Source organism: Nocardia sputorum, from assembly GCF_027924405.1.
In the GTDB taxonomy this organism is placed as follows: Bacteria; Actinomycetota; Actinomycetes; order Mycobacteriales; family Mycobacteriaceae; genus Nocardia; species Nocardia sputorum.
In genome coordinates, this window is sequence record NZ_AP026978.1 from 7,349,028 (window position 1) to 7,373,663 (window position 24,636).

The 24,636-nt window shown below is 69.0% G+C and carries 22 protein-coding genes; 8 read left to right on the forward strand and 14 right to left on the reverse strand.

The genetic code is table 11. The features are described 5' to 3' along the window. The first annotated feature begins 240 nt into the window (after positions 1–240). Entirely contained in the window at positions 241–3,822 is a 3,582-nt protein-coding gene (locus tag QMG86_RS33140) for a serine/threonine-protein kinase (protein WP_281876838.1), read from the forward strand. A 9-nt stretch (positions 3,823–3,831) separates the two neighbouring features. Here QMG86_RS33140 and QMG86_RS33145 read toward each other — a convergent pair whose 3' ends face one another. Together QMG86_RS33145 and QMG86_RS33150 are read right to left on the reverse strand one after the other, a co-directional pair. Continuing rightward, the gene (locus QMG86_RS33145; RefSeq protein ID WP_281876840.1) at positions 3,832–5,148 is read right to left on the reverse strand and encodes a class I SAM-dependent methyltransferase; all 1,317 of its coding nucleotides are present in this window, start codon (positions 5,146–5,148) and stop codon (positions 3,832–3,834) included. Further along, on the reverse strand, positions 5,145–6,587 hold the full coding sequence (locus QMG86_RS33150) for an FAD-binding oxidoreductase (protein ID WP_281881266.1): 1,443 nt from the start codon (positions 6,585–6,587) through the stop codon (positions 5,145–5,147). Before QMG86_RS33150 ends, QMG86_RS33145 begins: the two co-directional genes overlap by 4 nt. 198 nt (positions 6,588–6,785) lie before the next feature. Between QMG86_RS33150 and QMG86_RS33155 the strand changes: the two genes are divergently transcribed. Then, a complete protein-coding gene (locus tag QMG86_RS33155) occupies positions 6,786–7,220 on the forward strand; it encodes an SRPBCC family protein (RefSeq protein WP_195084919.1) in 435 nt (144 codons plus the stop codon). A gap of 53 nt (positions 7,221–7,273) precedes the next feature. Here the strand turns inward: QMG86_RS33155 and QMG86_RS33160 are convergent, their stop codons facing one another. Genes QMG86_RS33160 through QMG86_RS33170 form a run of 3 tightly spaced genes read right to left on the reverse strand, consistent with a single transcriptional unit; the run spans position 7,274 to position 9,131 of the window. Beyond that, on the reverse strand, positions 7,274–7,621 hold the full coding sequence (locus QMG86_RS33160; RefSeq protein ID WP_281876841.1) for a VOC family protein: 348 nt from the start codon (positions 7,619–7,621) through the stop codon (positions 7,274–7,276). Between the two features lie 13 nt (positions 7,622–7,634). Further along, entirely contained in the window at positions 7,635–8,447 is an 813-nt protein-coding gene (locus QMG86_RS33165; protein ID WP_281876842.1) for a MerR family transcriptional regulator, read from the reverse strand. A gap of 51 nt (positions 8,448–8,498) precedes the next feature. Next, positions 8,499–9,131 carry a hypothetical protein gene (locus QMG86_RS33170; protein ID WP_281876843.1) on the reverse strand — a complete coding sequence of 211 codons (633 nt, stop codon included), beginning with the start codon at positions 9,129–9,131 and terminating at the stop codon, positions 8,499–8,501. Between the two features lie 194 nt (positions 9,132–9,325). Between QMG86_RS33170 and QMG86_RS33175 the strand changes: the two genes are divergently transcribed. The 3 genes from QMG86_RS33175 (at position 9,326) to QMG86_RS33185 (ending at position 10,960) form a co-directional block, all read left to right on the forward strand. Continuing rightward, the gene (locus tag QMG86_RS33175) at positions 9,326–9,658 is read left to right on the forward strand and encodes a YbaB/EbfC family nucleoid-associated protein (protein ID WP_195084915.1); all 333 of its coding nucleotides are present in this window, start codon (positions 9,326–9,328) and stop codon (positions 9,656–9,658) included. Between the two features lie 13 nt (positions 9,659–9,671). Then, positions 9,672–10,280, forward strand: a complete 609-nt coding sequence (recR, locus tag QMG86_RS33180) for a recombination mediator RecR (protein WP_067799767.1) — start codon at positions 9,672–9,674, stop codon at positions 10,278–10,280. 62 nt (positions 10,281–10,342) lie between these two features. Further along, entirely contained in the window at positions 10,343–10,960 is a 618-nt protein-coding gene (locus QMG86_RS33185; RefSeq protein ID WP_281876844.1) for a LysE family translocator, read from the forward strand. Between the two features lie 6 nt (positions 10,961–10,966). Here the strand turns inward: QMG86_RS33185 and QMG86_RS33190 are convergent, their stop codons facing one another. Together QMG86_RS33190 and QMG86_RS33195 are read right to left on the reverse strand one after the other, a co-directional pair. Beyond that, a complete protein-coding gene (locus tag QMG86_RS33190) occupies positions 10,967–11,611 on the reverse strand; it encodes a hypothetical protein (RefSeq protein WP_281876846.1) in 645 nt (214 codons plus the stop codon). Between the two features lie 22 nt (positions 11,612–11,633). Beyond that, positions 11,634–11,840 (reverse strand): hypothetical protein, encoded by a 207-nt coding sequence (locus QMG86_RS33195; protein ID WP_281876847.1) that lies wholly within the window; start codon positions 11,838–11,840, stop codon positions 11,634–11,636. A 302-nt stretch (positions 11,841–12,142) separates the two neighbouring features. Between QMG86_RS33195 and QMG86_RS33200 the strand changes: the two genes are divergently transcribed. Together QMG86_RS33200 and QMG86_RS33205 are read left to right on the forward strand one after the other, a co-directional pair. Then, positions 12,143–15,211 (forward strand): circularly permuted type 2 ATP-grasp protein, encoded by a 3,069-nt coding sequence (locus QMG86_RS33200; protein ID WP_281881267.1) that lies wholly within the window; start codon positions 12,143–12,145, stop codon positions 15,209–15,211. Beyond that, entirely contained in the window at positions 15,208–16,110 is a 903-nt protein-coding gene (locus QMG86_RS33205) for a transglutaminase family protein (RefSeq protein WP_281876848.1), read from the forward strand. Before QMG86_RS33200 ends, QMG86_RS33205 begins: the two co-directional genes overlap by 4 nt. Here QMG86_RS33205 and QMG86_RS33210 read toward each other — a convergent pair. The 7 genes from QMG86_RS33210 to QMG86_RS33240 all read right to left on the reverse strand — a co-directional run bounded on the left by QMG86_RS33210 (position 16,097) and on the right by QMG86_RS33240 (position 23,566). Continuing rightward, a complete protein-coding gene (locus tag QMG86_RS33210) occupies positions 16,097–16,849 on the reverse strand; it encodes an HAD family hydrolase (RefSeq protein ID WP_281876849.1) in 753 nt (250 codons plus the stop codon). The genes QMG86_RS33205 and QMG86_RS33210 overlap by 14 nt on opposite strands. 171 nt (positions 16,850–17,020) lie before the next feature. Then, on the reverse strand, positions 17,021–17,731 hold the full coding sequence (locus tag QMG86_RS33215; protein WP_281876850.1) for a type 1 glutamine amidotransferase: 711 nt from the start codon (positions 17,729–17,731) through the stop codon (positions 17,021–17,023). Further along, complete coding sequence (locus tag QMG86_RS33220; protein WP_159844462.1) at positions 17,728–18,966, reverse strand: MurT ligase domain-containing protein; 1,239 nt, start codon at positions 18,964–18,966, stop codon at positions 17,728–17,730. The genes QMG86_RS33215 and QMG86_RS33220 overlap by 4 nt, the downstream gene beginning before the upstream one ends. Before the next feature lie 65 nt (positions 18,967–19,031). Next, positions 19,032–19,673 carry a pyridoxamine 5'-phosphate oxidase family protein gene (locus tag QMG86_RS33225; RefSeq protein ID WP_281876852.1) on the reverse strand — a complete coding sequence of 214 codons (642 nt, stop codon included), beginning with the start codon at positions 19,671–19,673 and terminating at the stop codon, positions 19,032–19,034. A 149-nt stretch (positions 19,674–19,822) separates the two neighbouring features. Continuing rightward, positions 19,823–20,257, reverse strand: coding sequence for a hypothetical protein (locus QMG86_RS33230; protein ID WP_281876853.1), 435 nt, complete (start codon positions 20,255–20,257; stop codon positions 19,823–19,825). Between the two features lie 352 nt (positions 20,258–20,609). Continuing rightward, positions 20,610–22,382, reverse strand: a complete 1,773-nt coding sequence (locus QMG86_RS33235; protein WP_281876854.1) for a hydroxysqualene dehydroxylase — start codon at positions 22,380–22,382, stop codon at positions 20,610–20,612. Between the two features lie 233 nt (positions 22,383–22,615). Next, a complete protein-coding gene (locus QMG86_RS33240) occupies positions 22,616–23,566 on the reverse strand; it encodes an EamA family transporter (protein ID WP_281876855.1) in 951 nt (316 codons plus the stop codon). Between the two features lie 105 nt (positions 23,567–23,671). Between QMG86_RS33240 and QMG86_RS33245 the strand changes: the two genes are divergently transcribed. After that, positions 23,672–24,607 carry a LysR family transcriptional regulator gene (locus QMG86_RS33245; RefSeq protein WP_281881268.1) on the forward strand — a complete coding sequence of 312 codons (936 nt, stop codon included), beginning with the start codon at positions 23,672–23,674 and terminating at the stop codon, positions 24,605–24,607. The last annotated feature ends 29 nt before the right edge of the window (positions 24,608–24,636 follow it).

Below are 24,636 nucleotides of genomic sequence, written 5' to 3' on the forward strand. Positions count from 1 at the left end.
CCCGATGTGGCGGTGTGGTCATGAGCCGAGGCGACGTCTGTGCAGACCCTCGATCCCCACTGCTGCGCGGCGCGAAACACGCGGATTGGAGACACACCTGTCCTGTCCGGAAACGTCACCCGCGTGATACCGCACCGCGCTACGTTGGAATATGCGCAGACATATCGGACACGGCGTCCGGGTGTCGGCGCGGAGTTGGTCGCCGATGTCGCCGATTCGATGTGAGTTCGAGGTGATCACATGAATCCACAGACGCGTTCGGGCCGGGTGCGCCCCGAATCGACTGCGGCCGAGACGAAGACGCAGCGGCAGACGCCCATCGACATCGCCGACGAACTGGAGGCGATGGGCCTGTCCGGAGCGGTGGAGATCGGTCGCGGCGGGTTCGGCGTGGTCTACCGCTGCGTCCAGACCGCCTTGGATCGCGTGGTCGCGGTAAAGGTGCTGCCCTCGGAGATCGATGAGGAGAGCCGAGAGCGGTTCCTACGCGAGGAACAGGCGATGGGCAGGCTGTCCGGTCACCCGAACATCGTCGACATCCTCCAGGTGGACGTGACGGCGACCGGCATGCCGCTGATCGTCATGCCGTACTGCACCCATGGGTCGCTGGAGAAGCTGATCCGCGATCAAGGCCCGTTGACTTGGGCGGACTCGCTGCGCGCCGGTGTCAAGCTGGCGGGCGCCATCGAGAGCGCGCACCGCGCCCGCATCCTGCACCGCGACGTGAAACCGGCCAACGTCCTGCTCAGCGGCTACGGCGAGCCGCAGCTGACGGATTTCGGCATCGCCCGCATTCCCGGCGGGTTCCGCACCTCGAGCAGCATGATCACCGGTTCGCCCGCGTTCACCGCGCCGGAGGTGCTCAAAGGCGACGAGCCGACCATCCGCTCCGACGTCTACGGCCTCGGCTCGACGCTGTTCGCCCTGCTCACCGGGCACGCGGCCTTCGAGCGGCAGGCGGGCGAGCGGGTGGTCGCGCAGTTCCTGCGGATCACCACCCAGCCGATACCCGACCTACGGGAACAGGACATTCCACCGGACGTGGCCACCGTCATCGAACACGCGATGGCGCCCAGTCCGCGGGATCGCCCGGCCAGTGCCTACGAGTTCGGCGAGATGCTGCGCGCGGTGCAGCGCAGCCATGACCAGCTGCCGGACGAGATGGCGCTGCTGGACACCACGCCGGAGGTGGAAGCGGCGGCGCCGACCGCGATCGGCGAACCGACCGTCGCCTGGACCGGCTCGCGTCCCGCGGTCACCGCCCGGCGCAGCTGGCCGTTGACGCTGCGCCCCGCCGTCTCGCAGCATCCCGCGTCCGCGACGACGACACCGCCGACCGCCGTGACCAAATTCCGTCCCCCCACGCCCACCCGGGACCCGATACCCCGGCCGCGTCTGCTGGACATCCTGCGCGGGGGCGGTCGGCGCAGGCTCGCGGTGATCCACGCGCCCGCCGGATTCGGCAAGAGCACGCTGGCCGCGCAGTGGCGCGCCGCACTCACCGAAGGCGATGCCGCCGTCGCCTGGATCGGGATCGACCGCGACGACGACAACGAGATCTGGCTGCTGGCCCACCTCATCCAGGCCATTCGCCGGGTGCACCCGGACGTCGGCGCGGGCCTGGAACAGGTGCTGGAGGAGCGGCCGGCCGACGCCGCCGCGTTCGTGATCCCCACCCTCATCGATGAGATCCACACGGCGGGCAAGACGGTCGTGGTGATCGTCGAGGACTGGCAGCGGATCACCGACGCGGGGGCGCATCGGGCGATGGAAGCCCTGCTCGACAACGGCTGCCACCACCTGCGTTTCGTCGTGACCAGCCGAGAGCAGTCCGGTCTGCCGACCAGCCGCATGCGCGTGTACGACGAGCTGGTCGAGATCGGCTCGGCCGCGTTGCGCCTCACCGAAGCGGAGACCAGGCAGATCCTGGTGGAGCGCAACGGATTCGACCTCACTCCCGAGCAGGTCACCGAAATCCACACCGCCACCGACGGCTGGCCCGCGGCCATCCAGCTGGTCGGACTGTCGCTGCGTGGCAATGCCGACCCGGCCCAGCTGATCGCCACCCTCTCCGAGGGCAACCACGGTATCCGCGAATACCTCGCCGAGAACGTGCTCGACACCTTGGAACCGAGGATGCTCGAGTTCCTGATGTCGATCGCGGTGACCGAGCGGGTGTGCGGCTCGCTCGCCGCTGCACTGTCCGAGGAGTCGGACGCCGAACAGCTGCTCGAACAGGCCGAGCAGCGCGAGTTGTTCCTGCGGCGCATCGAGCACGACCCGGAGTGGTTCCGGATGCAGCCGCTGTTCGCCGAACATCTGCGGACCCGGCTCGAGCGCGTCCACCCGGGCAAGGTGAAGTCGCTGCACCGCAAGGCTTCGCGCTGGTACGCCGAACACCAGCTGCTGCGCAAATCGGTCGACCACGCACTGGCCGCGACCGACCTGAAGATGGCGCTGGACCTGCTCGAGGGCGGCGGCATGGACCTCATCGACGGTTCCCGGCTGGCCACCCTGCTGGGCAGCGTGTCGAAACTGCCGATGCAGCAGGTGGCGTCGCGCTCCAAATTGCTGATGGCGGTGGCCAGGGCGAACGTCAACCTGCAGCAGTCCGGCGCGGCGCGCAACGCCCTCGGCAGGCTGTCCAACATCCTCGCCCGCGGTTCCACGAGCGACGCCGACGTGCGCGTGCAGCGCTGCCAGGCGGCGGTGCTGGCCGCTTCGGACCAGATCGCGCGCGACCGCACCGAAGGCGTGCTGGACCGGGTCGCCGACTGCCTGCGGGAGCCGGATGACCTCCCGGCGTGGACCGTCTCGACCGCGGCGAACCTGACCACCTTCGTGCGCCTGTGCGGGTTCGACTTCGAGGGCGCGAGGAATATGCAGGAGTGGGCCGAGGAGTACCACCAGCGCTCGAAGGATCCGCTCGGCCTGGTGTTCGGCCGCTGCGGCCAGGGCGCGGCCGCCTACGAGCAACTCGACGTCGCCACCGCCACGCGTTGCTTCCAGCAGGCGTGGGACTCCGCGCGCGAGCGCTCCGGACCACGCTCGCACGCGGTGCGCGTCGCCGCCGCGCTGCTCGGCGAGATGAGCTATCGCCGGGGCGATCTGGAAACCGCCGACCGGCTGCTCGACGAGAGTCACGAGCTGGTCACCAGGGTCGGGCCGGTGGACTTCCTGATCTCCACTTTCGTCGTCGGCGCCCGGGTCAAGGCGGTCGGCGGAGACCTGCTCACCGCGGCCACGCGGCTGGACGAGGGCGCGCGCATCGCCGCCGACAACCGCCTGGCCCGGTTGGCCGCGCACATCCGAGCCGAACGGCTCCGCCTGGGCCTGCCGCTGGAGCCGGGGGAACGCCGGTACACCGATCTCAGCGAATCCACGCCGTTGCAGGCGGCGCATCGGCTGACCGGCGGCGCCTTGCTCACCGCCGAGGCCGAGGAACTCGCCGCGATCCGCGCGCTGCTGGCCGAACACCGGCCCGGCTCCGATGACCGAGCGGTGCGCCGCGCCCGCGCGCTGTACGACCACACCCTGCAGAAGCACCGTCCGCGCGCCCAATTGGACGCCGCGGTACTGCTCGCGGAATGCCTGGCCGCGTCGGGCTGGGTGGGCGAGGCCACCAATCTGCTGCTGCCCGCCGTCGCGACCTGCGCCGGTCTGGGCTGGACCAGGCCGCTGCTGGACGCGGGTCCCGGCGTGGTCGGGATCCTCCGCGTCCTGCGGACCGACCTGCCCGCCTCGGCGCAGGTCGGCGACATCGAACTGCCCGCCCTGTTCCTCGACGAACTTCTGAACGGGGCGGGCAGCAGGGCCTACTGACGAACCGGGTCAGGGCTGCCACCACGGGCGCAGCGGCACGGTCCAGGCGCCGTCCGGGGGCAGCTTGACCCCGAGCACCTGGTGCAGCTGAACCACGTTGCGCTGGAAGCCCAGCCGACAGCCCGCCATGTAGAGGCCCCACACCTTCGCGGTGCCCTCGCCGACCTCCGCGACGCAGGCGTCCCAGTTGGCGACCAGGTTCTTGCACCACTCGTGCAAGGTCAGCGCGTAGTGCTCGCGCAGGTTCTCCTCGTGCAGCACTTCGAGGCCGATGTTCTGGATCTCGGAGATGATCCGGCCGGAGCCGATCAGCTCACCGTCGGGGAACACGTAGCGGTCGATGAAATCGCCCGCCTTGGTGGTGCGGGTGTTGTCCGGGCGGGTGATGCAGTGATTCAGGAACAGGCCGCCGTCGCGCAGCTTGTTCTTGATGTACTCGAAGTAGAACGGGTAGTTGTGCACCCCGATGTGCTCGGTGAGCCCGATCGAGGAGACCGCGTCGAACTCGCCCTCCGGCACGTCGCGGTAGTCGGAATGGCGCACTTCGGCGAGATCGGAGAGGCCTTCCTCGGCGATCTTCTGCTGCGCCCAGTCCGCCTGCTCGGCCGAGAGCGTCGCGCCGATCACCTTGACGCCGCGCTTGGCCGCGTAGCGCACCATGCCGCCCCATCCGCAGCCGATGTCGAGCAGCCGGTCGCCCTCCTTCAACCGCAGCTTCTCGAATACCAGGCGATATTTGTTCTCCTGCGCCTGCTCCAGCGTCCAGCTCTCGTCGCCGTAGGCCGCGCAGGTGTAGGTCATCGACGGGCCGAGCACGTACTCGTAGAACGTGTTCGAGACGTCGTAGTGGTGGTGGATGGCTTCGGCGTCGCGGGTCTTGGAGTGGCGCAGGCCCTCGAAGGCGATCCGCCGCCAGCGCGGCAAGGTCTCCTGCGGCGGCGGGGCGACCGGCTTGAGCCGCTCCCAGCCCAGTGAGCGCGCGATGGTCACCAGGGCCAGCGCGGACGGGCGGCGGAACTTCAACCGGTCCATCGCCTTCAGGATCGCGTACGGATCACCGGGGTGCACGCCGCTGGCGGTCATGTCGCCGGCGATGTAGGCGCGGGCCATGCCCAGGTCCCCGGGGGCCGTCGCCAGATAATTGATGCCGCGCGGGGTCCGGATGTCCAGCCCGAACTCCGAATCCTGCGGTCCGGTCGCGCTGCCGTCGTAGGCCGTCAGCCGGATCGGGACTTCCCCCTCGACGAGGGTCTCGAAGATTTCGGCAATGCTGAGTTTGGTTCCGAGATCGTTGAAGACATCGGAACGGTCCTTGAATGTCGTCACTTACGTTGCACCGCCTTCGAATACAGATCCAGCAGGCGCTGGTCCGGGTCGTAGCGTTTCTTGAGTTCGGTATAAGTGTTTCCGCCGTAGAGCGCGGCGAATTCATCCTTGTCGTAGAAGGAATCCGAGTACAGCGACTTATGACCGTCGAACTCGGTCACCGTGCGCTCGATGGCGCGGTTGGCCGCGCCCTCTTGCTGCCCAGGGGTGGTGGGCACGGCCGACCAGAACCCGACATTGACGTAGGTCCGGTCCGGCTCCAGGGGATACAGCGGCCAGGCGCGTTCGCCCGGCCGATCCTGGCCGCCGGTCTCGCGCAAGCGCAGCGGGCACAGCCAGATCGGCTCGATCGGGATCTCGCGCAGGAACCATTCCACGAAGTCGGCGGTGCGTTCCACGGGCACCTCGATGTCCTGCACGACCCGCTCGCGCGGGGGATTGCCCTTGCGGGCCTCCAGCTTGTCGCCGATGGCGTACTTGTGGTCCAGCGCGACGAGCTTCCAGTAGAAGCTGCTGCGCCGGTAGCGTTTCGGCCAGAAGCGGCGGATCCTCGGGTTCTGCGTGCCGAACGCGCGCGAGCACCAGAACCAGTCGGTGTCCCAGCGCCACAGGTAGTCGTGGATGGTCAGGCGGTCGCGCTTGGGCGTGGCGCCCTCGTGCTGCAGGGACCGGTAGTAGACATCCATGCCGGTGTAGTCGCTCACCGGGCCCGGCTCGCCGGTCCGCCGGCCCAGCGTCAGGTAGCTCTCCTCGGCGGAGAACACGACGCCGTCGAGGTAGTCGACGGTTTCGCCCTGATAGACCCGGTCGGTGACGATCGCGGCGAGGGTGGTCTCCAGCTCGCGCACGTCACGGAAACGCACGTGCCGCAGCGCCACGTACGGCTGCACTTCCTCCAGCTCGATCTTCAGCCGGACCGTATAGCCCAGCGTGCCGTAGGAGTTCGGGAAGCCGCGGAACAGATCGGCGTGTTCGTTGTCCGGCGTGGCGGTGAGGATCTCGCCCGCACCGGTCAGCACGTCCATCTCCAGCACCGACTCGTGCGGCAGACCGTTGCGGAAGGACGTGGACTCGATGCCGAGGCCGGTGACCGCGCCGCCCAGCGTGATCGTCTTGAGTTGCGGCACGACCAGCGGCGCGAGGCCGTACGGGAGGGTGGCGGCGACCAGCTCCTCGTAGGTGGTCATGCCGGCGACGTCGGCGGTCTTGGCGGCCGGGTCCACCGCGATGACCCGGGTCAGCCCGGAGACGTCGAGTCCGGGTGCGGTGTTCTTGGCCCTGGCTCGGAAAAGGTTCGAGGTCTTCTTCGCCAACCGGACGTTGGCGTGCTCGGGTATCGCGCGGTAGCTCGCCAATAGGCGCTCCACGCCCGCTCGATGCGCGGCAAATCCTGATTCGCGTGCGGCCGGTGCGTGTCCGGCCTTCCCCAACAGACTCACTGCCACCCCTCGACGCTAGTACGGACCCCACGGCTCGGCTACCGCACGGCCACGGTGGCGGAGAAATGTCACGCACATGTTGCGAAGTGGAATACCGAATTGTCTGGAGTGGTTCGCCGAACCCCGGCGCTCCGCTCCGGCGCAGGCAGGGCAGGATGGAGACCGGTCGAGACACCGCATCCGGACAAGGAGCTCATTGTGGGACAGGTCAGCGCCAGTAGTTCGATCGACGTGGCGGCGGATCCGCAGCGCGCGCTGGAGGCCATCGCCGACTACGACACGGTACGTCCGCGCATTCTCTCGTCGCACTACCGCGACTACAAGGTGGTCGAAGGCGGCAAAGGCGCGGGCACCGTCGCGGAATGGACGTTGCAGGCCACCGAGAAGCGCTCGCGGAACGTGCACGCGGTCGTCTCGGTGTCCGATTCGATTGTCACCGAGCGCGACTCGAATTCGACGCTGGTGAACACCTGGACCGTCACTCCCGAGGGCGCGGGCGCGCGGGTCACGCTGCGCACCACCTGGAAGGGCGCGGGCGGCATCGCGGGCATCTTCGAGGGCATCTTCGCACCGCTGGGCCTGAAGAAGATCCAGGCCGAGGTGCTCGGGAATCTGCAGCGCGAGCTGGCCTGATCCAGCGGACGCGACGACGGTCCGTTCGGGCCGCCGTCGCGTCTACGCGGGGTCTACTCGGGCGCGATGTCGAAGAGGTTCCCCTCCGGATCGGCCAGTGTCGTCCACTTCAGGCCCCACTCGTCGAAGTCGCCGACGTGCTTCGCGCCGAGATCGATCGCGCGTGCGACCTCGTCCCGGTCCGATGCTTGCAGGTCCAGGTGGATCACGTTCTTGCCCGGGTTCTTGTCGGGCACCCGAGTGAACATCAGCACGGTCGCCGCACCCGCGGTCCGGCCGACGGTGGCGAATTCCGGGGTGGGGTCGGGATCGACGGGCGTCTCCAGCAACCGTGACCAGAATTCGGCCAGGGCACCCGCATTCTCGCAATCGATGGTGACGTGGGCGATCGAGAGCGTCATGGATATCTCCTTTTCAAGGCTGGGCGATGGGCCAGCACACTTCGGTCCGGTAAGTGGTGGGATCGTCGGACACGTCCGGTCCGACCAGGTACATCTCGCGGATCGGCTCCGATAGCGCGACGTCGTGTTCGGCGACATGACTGCCCAGCGCGCCGTAGGTTCGGTCGAAATCCTCGAACGGGCCCTCGTGCACGGCGACGGCGAAACGGCGTGGAGGTAGCTCGATCGCCGAAAGCCCCGCGGGCAGTGCGACATCGGCGTCGGCGAGCGGGACGAACGCGACGACCGCGCCCTCGTCCTGTTCGAAGAAATCGGTGCCGTAGGTGGCGCCGCCGACGCCCGCGGGCGTGATGTCCGCGGCGGCCAGCGCCTCGTACAACGCCTGGAACGTCGAAGCGCACCACTCGCCGATGCCTTCGCGCGCCACCGTCGCGCCGATCGCCGCCGCCGGGAACGCCGCGACAGTGCGGTACTCCACGGTGATCGGAGCCGAGGGCGTCAGCAGCGCGCGTAACGAGGCCACAACCGCGCGGGTACGGGCCAACTCGGCCTCCATGCGCTCCAGATGCGCACGCAGCGTGGCGTCGCGGGCGTTCTCGTCCGGCGCGGCGAGCACCGCGCGGATCTCCGGGACCGGCATGTCCAGCTCGCGCAACCGGCGGATCAACTGCGCCTGCGAGACTTGCGCCGTCGCGTACCGCCGATAGCCCGAACTCGCGTCTATGCCGACCGGAGCGAGCAGGCCGATCTCGTGGTAGTAGCGCAACGTCTTCACGCTGAGATTGCTCAGCCTGGAGAATTCCCCGATGGGGACGGTTGCCGTCATGGCATCAGCCAACACCCTCCAGTGACGGGAGGGTCAAACGACACTCGTCGGTCAGGCGAGTGCGAAGGTCAACAGCAGGGTGGTCTGGAAGGCGCCGCGCCACCAGGAGTAGCCGAACCACACGCCGGGAGTGACCTCTCGGATCTCGTCGTAGACCGGCGGCGTCGGCGAAGGCGCGTAATCGAGCGCCCAGGCCGGCTGCCCGTCGGTCAGGGCAGGCGCCGCGTAGACGTCGGCGCGCCAGCCCTCGACGCCCGCGCCGGTGAGGCGGTTCATCAGGTAGCCGCCGTCCGGGCCGGTGTAGAAGGTCTTGCCGATCCACAGCGGAGGCGCGACGGCCTGCATGACCGGCGGGCGAGTGACCCAGCCCGACGTCACACCGGTCGGAACGGCGCCGAGCGGCGCGGCGCGGAAGATGGCGTCCTGTTGTTCCGCCGAACACCGGAAGCGCAGCGAATCGAGCGTCGCGGCCTTGTCGCCGGGGTAGAGGACGCAGCCGCCGCCGTAGTCGGCTACCGCCGGGGTGGGTTCGACCTCGATGCCCTCTTGGACATCGGTCACCTGGGACGCATCGATGATCTCCGTGTCCGCCGACGCCGCGGGACCCGCCGCGCCGAGAAAGATGCTGGGAACACCAATCGTGAGCACCAGACTGCTCAGAAAACGTGCACGAACTGCGATCATCTTTGTCTCCAGATTTGCACACCGGTCGCCGACCCGGTGTCGATGGTAAGGGGAGCTCGGTCGGTCTCCACCGGAACTACCCAACCTGTTATCCACCATGCGCCGCGGTGATCGCCGACCGTCGGGCCGCGCCAGGGACATGGTGCGGCAGGACTAGGCTGGCCGGTGACACCTTCTCCAGAGAGGACCCTCCCGTGCAGCCAGGTGGCCAGTTCGACATGCAACAGTTGCTCGCCCAGGCGCAGCAGATGCAGCAGGCGGTGATGGAAGCCCAGGCCGAGATCGCGGCGACCGAGGTGGAGGGCGCGGCGGGCGGTGGCCTGGTCAAGGTCACCATCAAGGCCAGCGGTGAGGTGCTGTCGCTGACCATCGATCCCAAGGCCGTGGATCCCGACGACGTCGAGACCTTGCAGGACCTGGTCATCGGCGCGGTCAACGACGCGATGGCCAACGCGCAGCGCGTCGCCGCCGAACGGCTCGGACCGCTGTCCGGCGGCCTCGGCGGCGGTTCGCTGCCCGGTTTCTGAGCCGAGGCAGCGGGTGTACGAGGGTCCGGTCCAGGATCTGATCGACGAGTTGGGCAAGCTGCCCGGCGTCGGTCCGAAGAGCGCGCAGCGCATCGCCTTCCACTTGTTGCAGGTGGAGCCGCCGGAGATCGATCGGTTGCAGGCCGCGCTGCAGAAGGTGCGCGACGGTGTGCAGTTCTGCGTCACGTGCGGGACGGTCTCCGACGGCGAGCTGTGCCGCATCTGCGCCGATCCGCGCCGGGACCGGACCATGATCTGCGTGGTCGAGGAACCCAAGGACGTGCAGGCGATCGAGCGCACCCGGGAGTTCCGCGGTCGCTACCACGTGCTCGGCGGCGCGCTGGACCCGCTCAGCGGGATCGGTCCCGATCAGCTGCGGATCCGGGAACTGCTGGCGCGCATCGGGAATCAGGAGGACGGCGTCGACGTCAGCGAGGTGATCATCGCGACCGACCCGAACACCGAGGGCGAGGCCACCGCCACCTACCTGGTCCGGATGCTGCGCGACTTCCCCGGCCTGAGCGTGACCAGGCTGGCCTCGGGCCTGCCGATGGGTGGCGACCTGGAGTTCGCCGACGAGCTGACCCTCGGCCGCGCGCTGTCGGGGCGGCGCGCGCTGTAAGCGGCGAAATCGTTTTCCACGAGCACGATCGCGCCCGCCGCGCGTGGGTTACCGTGTCGGGGATGAGCATCGAATTCGTGCTGACGACGCTCGTCATCGTCGCCACCCCCGGCACCGGGGTGCTGTTCACGCTGGCGGCCGGACTGTCCCGGGGAGCGCGAGCCGCGGTGATCGCGGCCTTCGGCTGTACGCTCGGCACCGTCCCGCACCTGATCGCGGCGATCACTGGTCTGGCCGCGCTGCTGAATGCCAGCGCGGTCGCGTTCCAGACGCTGAAGTACCTGGGCGTCGCCTATCTGGTGTACATGGCCTGGACCACGTTCCGGGACAAAGGCGCGCTCGCCGTGCCGGAGCACATCGGGCACAGCGCGCCCTCGGCGCGGAAAGTGATCACCTCGGCGGTGCTGCTCAACCTCCTCAACCCCAAGCTGACCATCTTCTTCTTCGCGTTCCTGCCGCAGTTCGTCCCCAGCGCGGCGCCGAATGCGCTGACGCGCATGCTCGCATTGAGCGGCATCTTCATGCTCGCCACCTTGGTGGTGTTCGCGGTGTACGGCGCGTGCGCCGCCGCTGTGCGCGACCAGGTCGTGTCCCGGCCCGCCGTGGTGACCTGGACGCGCCGGGTCTTCGGCGCCTCGTTCCTGGCGCTGGCCGGCCGGTTGGCCGCCCAGAACCAGTGACCGGGTTCAGAGGTCGACGCGGGTCCAGGGGAGGCCGGGAAAGCGGCTGCGGTCGTCGTTGGCCCAGCCCCAGATGAGAGCGGCCACCGTGGCGGGGTCGGAGACGGTGGTGCCGAAATGCTTGTCGGATGAGCCGTCCCGGTATTCGACGGTGTACGCGCCGGTGTTCCCGCGATAGGTCTGGATGTAGAACTCCTCGCCGCGTTCGACGACGAGATACGGGTTCGGCGCACTCAGCTCCGGAACCCACTGATGGACGAGCGTTTCGGTCAGGTAGGGGAACTCGCCCGCGCCGCCGTGGGTGACGATGGCCTCGACGCGCCCGGCGGGATCGATCAGCCAGGCCAGCTGCGGGTCGTAAATGGCGTAGTTCAGTGGTGTGGCCAGTTCGAACAGCAAGTGGCGGACGAAGCCGATCGCGTCGTAGGGACACGGCACGTGCAGCACCGCGCCGGTGGCGGCCCCGCCGACCGGGGCGGTACTGAGAAAGCTGTCCTCCTCGGGCAGTTCCGCGTTGCGTCTGTTCAGTTCGGCCGCGATCTGCGCGACCGCCCCGGCCTCGGGGACGCCCTGCTGGGTGCTCAGGTAGGCGTCGACCTCCGGGATCGACGACGCGACACCGGACGGCAGCAACACGTGGTCATAGCTCACCCGGGCCAGGGTACGGAACCGTTCAGGCGCGGCGGCGAACCGTGTCTTCGTCGGTGCACCGGCAGCCGCCCGCGAGGTCTCGGCAATCGAGGACAAAGGCGTGCCGGGCGTGGCTGAGTTCCAGGCAGTGCTCGTCGGTGCATTCGGCGATCCGGCTCGCGTGCACGATCAGGGTTCCGTGGCAGTGGTCGAACGCGGACTCGCACGATGAGCAATCGGTTGTACGCATATGACCTCCTGGCGAGATCGTTGTCGTGGTTCGGTGATACCACCGGCCCGGCCGTCGCGGTGGGACCTGGCCCGCGTGTCGCCTGTTCGATGTGAAGGCAACTGCGTGGCAACTGAGCATGACGACTGCGGGGCATCCTGTTGCTTCGCCCGATATCGACGCTGCGACATGCGAAAATGGCCACGAATCCGAACGGTGCGTTGTGTTCGACACGGTAGAACGGTTCGGGTCGTGACCGTTCAGAGAACGTTCGGCGACCATTGGTCGAGGATGGCGGCGGAAGTGAGGTCGGCGCGGTGACGTTGCGTGAGGAGCGGCGGGAGACCGTCACCGGCGTCGTTGTGCGCGAACAGTTCACGCGCTACCGCGCGGAGGGCGCCGAAACGGCCGCCTACGACGAATGTGGCGCGCCCGTGGCGGGCTACTACGACGAACTGGCCGACGTGGACGGCACGGTGCGCCGGACCTGGTCGGAGCTGTCGGCCGACTTCGGCCGACTCGGCGGGGACGGGCTGCGCAGGCTGGACAGCCGGGTGCGCAGGCTGATCGATGACGACGGGATCGCCTACCACGAGGTCGGCGCCTCGGCCGACGCCACGGCGCCCTGGCGCCTCGATCCGATTCCTTTGCTGGTCGCCGCGGACGACTGGACCCGGCTGGAGGCCGGGTTGGAACAGCGCTCCCGGGTATTCGACGAGGTGCTCACCGATGTCTACGGGCCGCGCAGGACGATCGTCTCGGGGCTGCTGGCGCCCGAAGTCGTCTTCGGTAACCGTGGCTACGTCCGGGCAGCGCACGGCATCACCGTGCCGGGGCGGCATCAGCTCTTCCTGCACGCCTGCGATCTGAGCCGTTGGGCCGACGGGCGGTTCCGGGTGCTCGCGGACTGGACGCAAGCGCCTTCCGGCGCGGGATACGCGCTGGCCGATCGCAGGGTCGTGGCGACCGCGATCCCGGAGTCGTTCGAGCATGCCAATCCACGTCCGCTGACGCCCTTCGCCAGGGCGATGCGCCTGATGCTGATCGAATCGGCGCCGACCGACGACGACGAGCCGGTCGTCGTGGTGCTCAGCCCAGGCGTGCATTCCGAGACCGCGTTCGATCAGGCCTATCTCGCCTCCACGCTCGGCTTTCCGTTGGTGGAGAGCGCGGATCTGGTGGTGCGCGACGGCGCGCTGTGGATGCGGTCGCTCGGCACGCTGAAACGGGTCGACGTGGTGCTGCGCCGGGTGGACGCCGAGTTGTCCGATCCACTCGACCTGCGGCCGGATTCGCGCCTGGGTGTGGCCGGCCTGGTCGAGGTGCTCCGGCGCGGCGCGGTGACGGTGGTGAACACGTTGGGCAGCGGTCTGCTGGAGAATCCCGCGCTGGCCGGTTTCCTGCCCGCTCTCGCACGCGCGCTGCTCGGCGAGGATCTGCTGCTGGAGAACGCGCCGTCGTACTGGGGCGGTCGCGAGCGGGAGCGCAAGCATCTGATCGCGCACTTGGACAAGCTGATCCTGCGCTCCGCGATCGACGGCACCACGCTGGTCGGCCCCGAGCTGAGCCGGGAGCAGCGCGCGGAGACGAAGGCGAGGATCGAGGCGCATGGGTGGCAGTGGGTGGGCCGGGAACCGGCCCAATTCTCCGTGGCGCCCGCGATCAGCGATCACGAGAACCTCGGCGCGGCTCCGGTCGGCATGCGCTTGTTCTCCCTCGCCCACCGGGGCGGCTATACCGTGCTGTCCGGCGGCCTCGGTCAACTGCGTCAGCGCACTGCCGACCGCGCCGCGCGCACAGTGGCCGCCAAAGACGTCTGGGTGCGGGCCGCGCCGACGACCGCCGCCGCGATCAGCACCGAGCCGTCCCGCGAACGGCGCACCGCGCCGATCGTGGAGCCGATCAGCTCCCCCCGTGTGCTCAACGACCTGTTCTGGATGGGTCGCTACGGGGAGCGCGCGGAGGACACGGCCCGTCTCCTGATCGCCACCCACGAGCGTTACCAGGAGTTCCGCTATCGCCCTTGGCTGGAAGGCGCCGAGGCGCTGCCGATCCTGCTGGCCGCTCTCGGCCGGACCACCGCCACCGCCGCTCCGACCGAGGGGCTGTCCGGTGTCGAAGCGCGCGCCCTCGCACCACAACAGAGTGCGGCCGATCGCGGCCTGCTCGCGCCGCCGGACGGCGTCGAGGTCGACGGGGGCGTCACGCAGTCCAGCGACGAGCGAGCGCACTCCCCGGCCGGAACGATCGCGGAATCCGATGACGGGCCGAGTGCGGCGCGGCCGGGGCCGGGCGAGTCTGTGCCCGAGACTCCAGCGCCGGACCTGCGGCGGCAATCCGGCAGGGGTACCGCCACACACGTGCCTTCCGCCGAGTCGTCCGGGCCGCGCTTCCCAAAATTTTCATGGCGAGGGCACGATTCGCGGCAGTCGGAGCACTCCACCGCAGGGTCCCGGAACGAAGCCGTGGCCCACGCCGGTGCGGAACAACCGATCACGGCCGGTGTGGAGGCCGTCGCGGAACCACCGGACGGCGCCGACACGGCAGCGGCACCGATCACCACCTCCGAGGCGTACCGGGTGCCCGGCGGTTCCCGTTCGGGCCACGACTATCTCGTCGCACTGACGATCGACCGCGAGTTGCCCGGTTCGCTGGCCTTCGCGATCGACCGCTACGGCAACGCCGCGCGCGCCGTGCGTGACCAGTTGTCGGTGGACACCTGGATGATCCTGGGCGCGGTCGACCGTGCGCTGGCGAGCTATCCGGAGGCGGCGGACGACCAGGAGGCGGAGCTCTCGGAGGTGCACGCGCGCAGTCTGGCCGGGCTGCTCGCGCTGTCCGGCATCGACGGGGAGTCGCTGATCCGGGACACCGGGTGGCACGTCAGGGACATCGGCAAGCGGATCGAGCGCGGTCTCGCTCTGACCGCGTTGCTGTCGGCCGCGCTGACCCAGCGGTATCCGGAGCAGACCGAGCGGGAGGTCACCGGATGGGTGCTGCGCGCCACCGAGTCCTCGGTGAGTTACCGGCGGCGGCATCAGGAATCGGTCCGGATAGCGGACGTCGCCGAACTCCTCCTGTTCGACACCGCCAATCCGCGCTCGCTGGCCTATCAGCTGGACCGGTTGCACGCCGCTTTCCACGCGCTGCCCGGCGCGTCCGGATCCTCGCGTCCGCAGCGGTTGCTCGCCGACGCGCGCCGCATGCTGCGCCGCCTGGATCCCGACGACTTGGCGGTCACCGACGCGGACGACCGGCGCACCGAACTGGCGGAGTTGCTGGAGGGTGTGCACGCGCGCCTGCGCAAGATGTCCGAATCCTTCGAGAACACCACGCTGTCGGTGCCGGTCGGCATCCAACCGCTGTGGGGTAGCGCGCAGGTCGTCGGATGACCGGCCCCGCGGTGCGGCGCTATCGGGTAGCGCACCGCACCACGTACTCGTACTCGAGCGAGGTCACCAATTCCTACGGGCGCGCCTATTTGACGCCGCGCGACTTACCCGGCCAGCGACTGCTCGCCCACGACATCCGGATCGACCCAGCGCCGTCGGATCGATCGGTCGGCGCGGACGTGTACGGCAACATCACCTCCTATTTCCACGTCACCACCGAGCACCGCGCGCTGACCGTCGTCGGCGAATCGCTGGTCGAGGTCGACGCTCCGAATCGCGGCCGCTGCGCAGCGGCCGCCGAGCCGTGGGAGAAAGCGCGCCCGACCAGCGCGAACGGACCGTTGGCCGGGGAGTTCGCCCTCGACCTGCATCCACCGGAGATCACGCCGGCGATCGTCGCCTACACGGCCGAATCCCTCCTGCCGGGCCGACCGCTGCTGGATGCGGTGGGTGAGCTGAACACGCGCGTCCACAACGATTTCGCCTACCGGTCCGGAGCCACGACGGTGTCCACCCGGGTGGCCGACGTGTTCGCGGCACGCGCGGGTGTCTGTCAGGATTTCGCCCGCCTGGCCGTCGCCTGCCTGCGGTCGCACGGCCTCGCGGCCAGGTACGTGTCCGGTTACCTGGCCACCGATCCGCCGCCGGGCAAGGAGCGGATGGTCGGCGCCGACGCCACCCATGCCTGGGCGGCCGTGTGGGTGCCCGGCGCGGACGGACACGACCGCACCGGCCGGTGGATCGACCTCGACCCCACCAACGACCAGCTCGGCGACGAGCGATACATCACCGCCGCCTGGGGCCGGGACTACGCCGACGTCCCCCCGCTGCGCGGCATCATCTACACCGACGCCAAGGACAGCACGATCACCGTCTCGGTCGACGTCACCGAGGTATAACCGATTCGACGAAGCCCGATACCGCAGCGCTCCGCTTTCGGGCCGGCGGTCGCGAACCCGCGCCGACGGCGTTCGTGACGAGGTGCAGTTGGCAGTGCCGGGGATCGGTCAGCGAAGGAACGAGCAGGGTCGGCATTCCGACCGCTACGGCCGCCCCGTCGCGTGCGGGCCGGTCTCCGACCATGAGGGTTTGCTCGGCGCGGGTGCCGAGTTCCGCGAGCGCCAGCCGGAATATGGCGGGGTCGGGTTTCTGGATGCCGTGCTCGTTGGACAGGACGAAGGCGTCGATCAGAGGCAACAGCCGCGCTTCGGCGAAACAGGGGCGGATGTCGAAGTGAATGTTGCTGAGAACGCCGATCTGGTAACCGCTTTCGCGGAGGGCGGTGAGAGTGGCCGCCGCATCGGCGGCGAAATGGTTGTAGGCCGGATCGGAATCCACTGCGAAAAGTTCGTCGGCGAGGTCGGTGTCGAGTCCGGCATCCGCGAACACCGCGTAGAACGTTTCCCTGTGCCGGGCGGCGCTGGTGTTGCCCTGTGGTGATTGCAGCCGGTTCGGTTCGCCGGCGGCTGCCCGGATCTTCCACAGGAGCGCGCGGGCGGAATCGTCGTCATGTCTGCGGCCTGTCCGCCGCAGCGCTTCCCGAGCCCACTGCTGCGGGGAGAGTTCCGAGACGAGTGTGCCGCGCCAATCGAAGACGACCGCTCGGATGTCATGGGGGTGCGAACCGTTGGATGGCATGCAGGTGGAGGCTCTCCGGGAGTGCGGGGGCTGGAAGCAGATCAAAGACCTGCCGGAGCAGTCGTTTTCGCGCGTGCGGACGAAGGAGGGCGCCGCGACGTAGATCGTCGCCGTCGCGCGCGCCCACCGCGTGCGCACAGCCGGGCTCGGAGGAGATGCGCTCGGCCGGGATCAGGCGCGCAGCCGCTCCCGTCGGAGTTGGTCGACCTCGGGAAGGTCGAGAGGGGCCAGCTCGGTGACGCCGAGGGCGCGCATCAGCAGCAAGTCGGCGAGTTCGGGGTTGCGGGCCAGCGCCGGGCCGTGCATGTAGGTGCCGATCACCGAACCCTGGACGACGCCTTCCAATCCGTCGCCGACGCCGTTGCCGACGCCACGGGTGACGCGGGCAAGGCCGTGTGCCTCGCCACCGAGTTTCGTTCCGCCCCGGTGATTTTCGAAGCCGGTGAGCGCCGCGGTGAGCCCGTCGAGCAGGGGTGTGGTGGTCACCTCGCCGATGGCGCGTTTCTGCTGCGGCGACGTGGTGACGTCGAGCAGGCCGACGCCGTCGACCCGCTCGCCCGCCGAGGTCTCGTACCACTGGCCGAGCACCTGGATGGCCGCGCAGATCGCCAGCACCGGGGCGCCTCTGCCCGCGGCGCGTTGCAAGCCGGGGTAGCGCTGCAGGTGCCGGGTGGCCAGACGCTGGGCGGAGTCCTCGGCGCCGCCGAGGGTGTAGACGTCCAGGGAGTCCGGCACCGGCTCGGACAGGGTGATCTCGACGATCTCGGCGTCGTAACCGCGCATGCGCAGCCGCTGGCGCAGCACGAGGGCGTTGCCGCCGTCGCCGTAGGTGCCCATCACGTCCGGCAGCACCAGGCCGATGCGGAAGGTCGACTCGCTCATGATGCCCGTTCCTCCAGGTCACGGTTGAGATCACGGAACGCGGTGTAGTTCGCCAGCACTTCCACGTGGCCCGCGGGGCACGACGCGATGGCGCGCACCGGATCGGGCACCAATGTGTGTTCCACGCCCGCGTAGGTCAGCCGCACGGCCAGGTCGGTGGCGCGCTCACCCGCGGCCACCACCTGCACGCCTTCGAAGTGCTCGAACCGCACGTCCCACAGCCAGGACAGGTCCTCGCCGTCGGGCACTTGGCCGTTCACGGCGATCACCAGCCCCGCGGAGGTCGGCTCGATCATCGACAGCGCCTCCTGCCATCCGGCCGGATTCTTCGCCAGCAGCAGCCGCGCGTCGTGCTCCCCGACCTGCACGGTGCGGTAGCGACCCGCGATCTCGCGGACCGTCCCCGCGGCCGCGACGGCCTGCTGCGCGTCGGCGCCGAGCGCGACGGCGGCGGCCACCGCTTGTGCGGCATTGCCGCGATTGGCCCGGCCCGGCAGCGCGAGCCGCAGCGGGAAACGCTTGCCCTCCGGGCCGACCAGATCGTCGCCGTCGAGCCACCAGTCCGGTTCCGGACGCTGGAAGTCCGCACCGGTGCTGCGCCAGTGCGCGCCCTCCCAGACGATCGGCTCACCGCTGCGCGGGCAGCTGGTCGCGTCCATCGCCCAGCCGCTGCCCGCGGCCACCCACACCACGTTGGGGTGGTCGTAGGCGATCGAGGTGACCAGTACGTCGTCGCAGTTGGCGACCACGACGGTGGCCGGGTGCTTCGCCAGGCCCGCGCGCAGCTTGCGCTCGATCATGTTGATCTCGCCGACCCGGTCGAGCTGGTCGCGGCTGAGGTTCAGCAGCACCACCGCCGAGGGGTTCAGCGAATCGGTGACGTGCGGCAGGTGCAATTCGTCGACCTCGATCGCGGCCAGCGGCGCGCGCCGGTGCGCGTTGAGCGCGGCGACGATGCCCGCGTCCATGTTCGCGCCGTCGGCCTGGGTCGCGACCGTGCCCAGTGTGCTGAGCGCCGCGGTGGTCATCCGCGTGGTGGTGGACTTGCCGTTCGTACCGGTCACCAGCACGGTGCGCCGCTGCCGTCCCAGCTGATCCATGACGGTCGGATCGATCTTCAACGCGATCAGGCCGCCGATCATCGAGCCCTTGCCGCGGCCCGCCTTCTGCGAGGCCCAGGACGCCGCGGCCGCCGCCGCCAGCGCGAGCCGTCCGCGCACCGATATGTCTGCCACGTCGCGAGTCTATGTTCGCGCCGCGATGGCGGCGCGTCGCGGTCGGGTGGCGTGGGCCACGCGGCTCACCCCTGGTAGAGCTTGGCCGCGTAGTTCTCCGGCGCGTAGTAGCGCTCGAGTTCCTCCACCGTCTCGGTGACGTTCGTCTGCACCTCTTTGACCAGGCGGGCAGCGCTCGGCAAGGTGTCCTCCGGCCACTGGTCGGGCTCCCAGAGGTGACTGCGCATGAACGCCTTGGCGCAGTGGAAGAAGATCTGGTCGATGTCCACCTCGACGGCGAGGATCGGGCGATGCCCGCGCACCACCATGTCGTCGAAGTACGGCGCGTCGCGCACCAGCCGGGCGCGGCCGTTGATCCGCAGTGTCTCGCGGCGGCCCGGGATCACGAACAACAGGCCGACGTGCGGGTTGGCCAGGATGTTGAGGTAGCCGTCGGCGCGCCGGTTACCGGGGCGCTCCGGGATGGCGAGGGTGGTGTCGTCGAGCACCCGCACGAAACCCGCCGGATCACCCTTCGGGGAGGCGTCGCAGTTGCCGTGCGCGTCGCTGGTGCTCATCACCAGGAACGGTGAGGTCGCGATCCACTCCCGGTCCCGGGCGTGCAGCGCGGGGCGCTCCTTGGTGGCGACGCGGGGCGCCACCTCGCCGAGCAACGCTCGCAGATCCGCCGGGTCGGTGATCTCATCGGAGGCGGTGCTCTCGCGCATAGTTCGATTCAAGCACCGTTCGCCGGGGATAGCGATCGAATTCTGTTCTGGCGATGGGAGATCGGTCACATGCGTTCAGACAGGGGCGTCGAACAGGTGGTCCTGTTCGTCGCTCCGTTGCAGACCTCCGATGATGGCAGGAGTTTCGGTTACCTCGCGATGAAGTCCACGGCCGTTTCCACATTTCCCGGCTGCATTCCAGCATCGGTCAGCACTTTGAAATCACATCGACTACGCAGCTTGTACCATCTTCCTCGATCGATCTTGACGCTCGAATGGAGGAGGTAGTCGCGCGGAATGTTCGGATGATCGTCGGAGTAGCCAGCTATACCGCCTATGGTTGTACGGCAATTCATGTCGCCGTACACAACGCTCTGAGTCGCAGGCAGTAGCTTCAACGACCATGCGAACATGTTCGAACTGTAGCTCACCTGGCCCGTGAATTTTGCGATGTTGTTCTGGTATTCGCGATATGCGGAACTCGCTGTGAACTCCAGGTCGGCTGGATTGGGTTCCGCAGCGGCTGAGTTCGGCATGCATAGAACTGCAATGGCGACGAATGTGGCCGCGAGCAGATATTTCATTATCCCCCCCAGGAATGGCGTAATTTACAACCAGTCTATTCTTACCGCGCGTAGAGTATGGGTGTCTTGTTGGGCGAATTCATACTCGACCTCGACGTTGTCGCCTATCGAGATGGCGTCGAAATCCCGCCCGCGTAACGAGTCCAACCCGAACCAGATGTGATCTCCAGTGGCCGACTCGACGATCCCTGTCGCGCGTTTGCTGTTCCATCGCCAGATTTTCCCCCGCGTTATCAATTCCCCCTCTTCCCCGCGCATAGGCAGAGACTATCGCCTCGATGATGGCGGCGCAACAAATATCCGAGCCCCGTGTCGACAGACCTCTCACCGGTCGGCGTCTACTGATCGCGATTCAGGCCGGGACGTCGAACATATTCGGCTGCCCGGCCGCGTAGCGGTCGGCGTCGACCTGGCGCAGCGGTTCCAGCTCGGGCGCGCGGTACAGGGTGTACATCCGGCAGCGCTCCGCGTTCGAGCCGGCTACGTCCAGCAGCGCGTTCACCGCGGCGCGCGCGGACTCGTTGGCGCCCTCCATGGTGGCCAGATCGACGTTCGTGCGCACGTAATCGCCCGCCAGGAAGAGGTTCTCCAGCGCGCCGTGCGCCTGCGGGCGGTAGTCCCACGACCCCGCGGTGTTGATCAGCAGCGGGTCGGCGTTGGCGTTGCGCCGCCGGCCCTCCTGCCAGGTGATGCCCGGGTCGAGGAACCAGGAGTGCAGGTCGGCGTCACCCAGCACCTCGCCGCGATCGTCCAGGTGCGCCCGGATCTGCGCCCACGCTTCGCGTGCGATCTCCTCGTGGGTGCACTCCTTGGCCGGCTTGCCGAACAGGATGCCCGGGGTGTTCCAGTCGGAGATGTCCACCGACAGGCAGTCCTGCACACCGCCGTCGCCGAACTCGGGCAGCTTGCGCCGCCACAACTGGTTCTGGCTGATCGAAGTGAGCGACCACGGCGCGTCGATATAGGCGGTATGGCCGCGTGAGATGTCGGCCTGCCTGCGCAGATAGAACTGAATGCCGTTCATCCAGTCGGTGACGAGGTGGTCCATCCCCGCCAATTCGGGCTGGACGTCGAGCACCTGCGGCGACCACAGGGCACGCGCCCGTTCGGCGGGCAGCGCGACGACGAAATAGTCCGCCTCGACGGTGCGCTGCGCGCCGGTCTCGTCCACCACGCGCGCCGCGACGATCCTGCGGTCGCGCACCTCCAGTTCGCGCACTTCGGCGCCCAGCACGAAGTCCGCCCCGAGTTCGCGGATCCGCCGCAACCACGGCTCGATCCAGACCGCGTTGGTGGGGCCGTTCAGCACGCGGTCCAGGCCGCCGTCGTTGCCGATCCCCATCGGGTTGCCGAGGAACTGCTCGCCCATCGTGCCGATGGTGCGCACGCTCGCCACGTTCTCCTTCGCGGCGACCATGATGCTGGTCAGCGTGCGCGAGAGCAGGGCGCGGAACTCATGCGAGCGCGCGTGACCGCCGACGAACTCGTGCCAGGAGGTGCGCTCCCACTGGCCGAGGCGGCGGGCGTCGCAGCTGGTGTTGAAGACCAGCAGGCGCTCGGCGAAGTAGATCCCCTCGTTCGGGGGCATCTTCAGCGCGGTGGACAGCGCCGCGCCGAGCGTCTCGCGGAAACTGGCTGCGGAGAATTCGGCGCGGGAGCGCGGACCGAGCGGAACGCGGAAGTCGTCGCCGCCGCGCCGGGCGAAGCGCGCTTCCGGCACCGCGACCAGGTTGTCCCATACGCCGTTCGCGTTGCCGGGGAACGGGATTCGGCGCATGGTGTCCGGCACGTGCTGGTAGAAGCCGGGGAAGAAGCGGAAGCCGTGTTCGCCGGGCAGGTCCGGTCGTCCTCCCGTTCCGGTGCCGGGCACGCCGACGCTGCGCGCTTTGCCGCCCCACGCGCGCTTTTCGTAGACGGTGACCTGGAATCCGCGTTCCGCGAGCTCGTGCGCGGCGGTGAGACCGGCGACACCGCCGCCCAGTACCGCGACCCGTCTTCCGCCGGGATTCGCCGCGGCCCGCGTCGGTCGCAACGCACCTGCCGTCAGCGCCCCCGCTGCCACCCCCGCCGCGACCGTGTTACGAAGCAGTGCTCTTCGCGATACGGTCCATCGATTTTCTGCCATGCGCCGCTCTGCCGCCTAGAACCGGGACCAACTTCCACGCCGGGCACTACTGTAAGGCGGCAATTCGGGGATCTCGCACCCACCCCGCAAAGCCATCGGGGCGTCGTGCGGAATCCGTGCGGGCGAGCACACGCGCGGGCGAGCGCTTCGGCGTCCGGTCGGTCGGCCCATCTGGTTGCGCAGAGCGGCGTCCTCGCCGTCGGCGGTGGCCGGATCCGGGCATGACCGCCTGGTCAGGCCGCGCGGCCGGCGTCGGCCAGTGCGGGGGCGCTCGGTGTCCCGGTGCGAATGTCCGCCGTCACCGCACGTGGCCTGCTCGACGTGGCGGCGAACGCGCCCGCCAGCACCACGAGGCCACCGACCAGGGACATCGGGGTCGGTGTCTCGCCGAGGACGGCCCAGGCGGCGGCGATTCCGACGACCGGAACGAGCAACGAGAACGGGGCGACCGATCCCGCGGGATAGCGTCCGAGCAGATAGGTCCACAGTCCCGTGCCGACCACGGTGGCAAGGACGGCGATATAGGCGAGGGCCAGCAGTGCGGGCAAACCCTCGGTTGTGAACGACTCGGCCAAGGCCCGAGCGCCCGTCGTCGGCCCCTCGGCGACCACGGACAACGCGAACAGCGGCACCGGCGGGATAGCGGTGGTCCACAGCATCAGGTGCAGCGGATTGACGCCGGGAGTCTCGGTGCCGGCCAGCCGCGCGCCGATGTTGCCGAACGCCCAGCCGAGGCCGCCCGCCAGGGTCAGCAGCACCGGCAACAGGGCGGCGTGGGCCAGCCGGTCCCATCCGATCACCGCCATGCCCGCCACCGCGACGGTAAGGCCCCCGACCTGGACCGGACGCATCCGCTCACCCAGCAGCAGCGTGCCGAGCAGCACGGTGAACGGCGCGGAGGACTGCAACACCAGCGAGGCGAGCCCGGTCGGCATGCCCACCCGCATCGCGGTGAACAGGAACGCGAACTGCAAGATGCCGAAACCGGTGCCGTACAGCAGGATCCAGCGCATCCGTACCGCAGGACGCGGGACGAACAGCAGCGCGGGTACCGCGAGCACCGCGAATCGCAGCGCCGCGAAGAAGAACGGGGGGAAGTGGTCGAGCCCGATCCGGATGGCAAGGAAGTTCAAGCCCCAGAGCAGGACGACGGTGAGGCCGAGCAGGCGGTCGCGGTTGGTCACGTCATTCATCGTGCGGCTTGCTAACCATCAGAACAATCGAATAATTGTGGATCAACAATGTAGATTTGCTTAATGGATTTCGCCCCCGTCGCCCCCGGCTCCCCGATGGCGTTGGAGCGGCTGCGCGTGCTGCGTGAACTGGCCGATCGCGGCACTGTGGCCGCCGTCGCCGCGGCGCTGTCGATGACGCCTTCCGCCGTCTCCCAGCAGCTCAAGGTGTTGGCCAGGGAGGCGGGCGTGGCCCTGCTGGAACCGGACGGCAGGCGGGTCCGGCTCACCGACGCGGGACGCGCCTTGGTGGTGCGCGCCGACGAAGTGCTCGCCGCCATGGATCGCGCGGTCGCCGAGATGGCGCACTATCGCGGCTCGCCGCGCGGGCGGGTCCGCGTCGCGGTGTTCCCCTCGGGCGGCGCGCTATTGCTGCCGCATGTGCTGCCGGGCATGGTGGACAGCGGAGTCGACGTGGTCGCACGGGACGAGGACGTGCCTCCGTCGGAAGTGGCGCGACTACTCGCCGATTACGATGTGGTCCTCACTCATCGCGACGAGCGCGCCGCGCCGATCACCGACCCGCGCGTCGCCACCCGGGTGCTCATGCGGGAGCCGATCGACGTCGTCGCGGCGCCGACGCACCGGCTGGCCGGCCGCTCGGCCGTCGCCCCGGAGGAATTGGCCGACGAGACCTGGCTGAGCGTGCGGGGCGGTTTTCCCGTCGACGACGTGCTGCGCTCGATCGCCACCGTGACCGGCGTGCAGCCGCGGATAGCGCAGCGCCTCAACGATTTCCGCGTCATCGAGACGTTGGTCGCCACCGGCTACGGCGTCGCGCTCATGCCGCGTTACGCGGTGGCCCACCCAGACCTGGCGGTGCTGCGGTTGTCCGGCGTGCGGGCCGCCCGGATGTACGAGCTGGCCACCCGGCCCCGCGCCGATGCCCGTCCGGCGATAGCGGCCGTGCTCACGGCGTTCGAATCCGCCGCGGCGCTGGTGGCAGCCGATTCCGGGACGGCGCACGGAAAGGGCACCGCCGCACGGGCATAACTCCGGACGGCGGTACCGAATCGAGGACC

Coding starts and splice junctions, on each gene's coding strand:
- QMG86_RS33245 (WP_281881268.1), top strand. CDS start 23,672: ATGGCGTTGGAGCGGCTGCGCGTGCTGCGTGAACTGGCCGATCGCGGC.
- QMG86_RS33205 (WP_281876848.1), top strand. CDS start 15,208: ATGACCGGCCCCGCGGTGCGGCGCTATCGGGTAGCGCACCGCACCACG.
- QMG86_RS33195 (WP_281876847.1), bottom strand. CDS start 11,840: ATGCGTACAACCGATTGCTCATCGTGCGAGTCCGCGTTCGACCACTGC.
- QMG86_RS33225 (WP_281876852.1), bottom strand. CDS start 19,673: ATGCGCGAGAGCACCGCCTCCGATGAGATCACCGACCCGGCGGATCTG.
- QMG86_RS33165 (WP_281876842.1), bottom strand. CDS start 8,447: ATGACGGCAACCGTCCCCATCGGGGAATTCTCCAGGCTGAGCAATCTC.
- QMG86_RS33230 (WP_281876853.1), bottom strand. CDS start 20,257: ATGAAATATCTGCTCGCGGCCACATTCGTCGCCATTGCAGTTCTATGC.
- QMG86_RS33215 (WP_281876850.1), bottom strand. CDS start 17,731: ATGAGCGAGTCGACCTTCCGCATCGGCCTGGTGCTGCCGGACGTGATG.
- QMG86_RS33235 (WP_281876854.1), bottom strand. CDS start 22,382: ATGGCAGAAAATCGATGGACCGTATCGCGAAGAGCACTGCTTCGTAAC.
- QMG86_RS33185 (WP_281876844.1), top strand. CDS start 10,343: ATGAGCATCGAATTCGTGCTGACGACGCTCGTCATCGTCGCCACCCCC.
- QMG86_RS33210 (WP_281876849.1), bottom strand. CDS start 16,849: ATGCCATCCAACGGTTCGCACCCCCATGACATCCGAGCGGTCGTCTTC.
- QMG86_RS33170 (WP_281876843.1), bottom strand. CDS start 9,131: ATGATCGCAGTTCGTGCACGTTTTCTGAGCAGTCTGGTGCTCACGATT.
- QMG86_RS33160 (WP_281876841.1), bottom strand. CDS start 7,621: ATGACGCTCTCGATCGCCCACGTCACCATCGATTGCGAGAATGCGGGT.
- QMG86_RS33140 (WP_281876838.1), top strand. CDS start 241: ATGAATCCACAGACGCGTTCGGGCCGGGTGCGCCCCGAATCGACTGCG.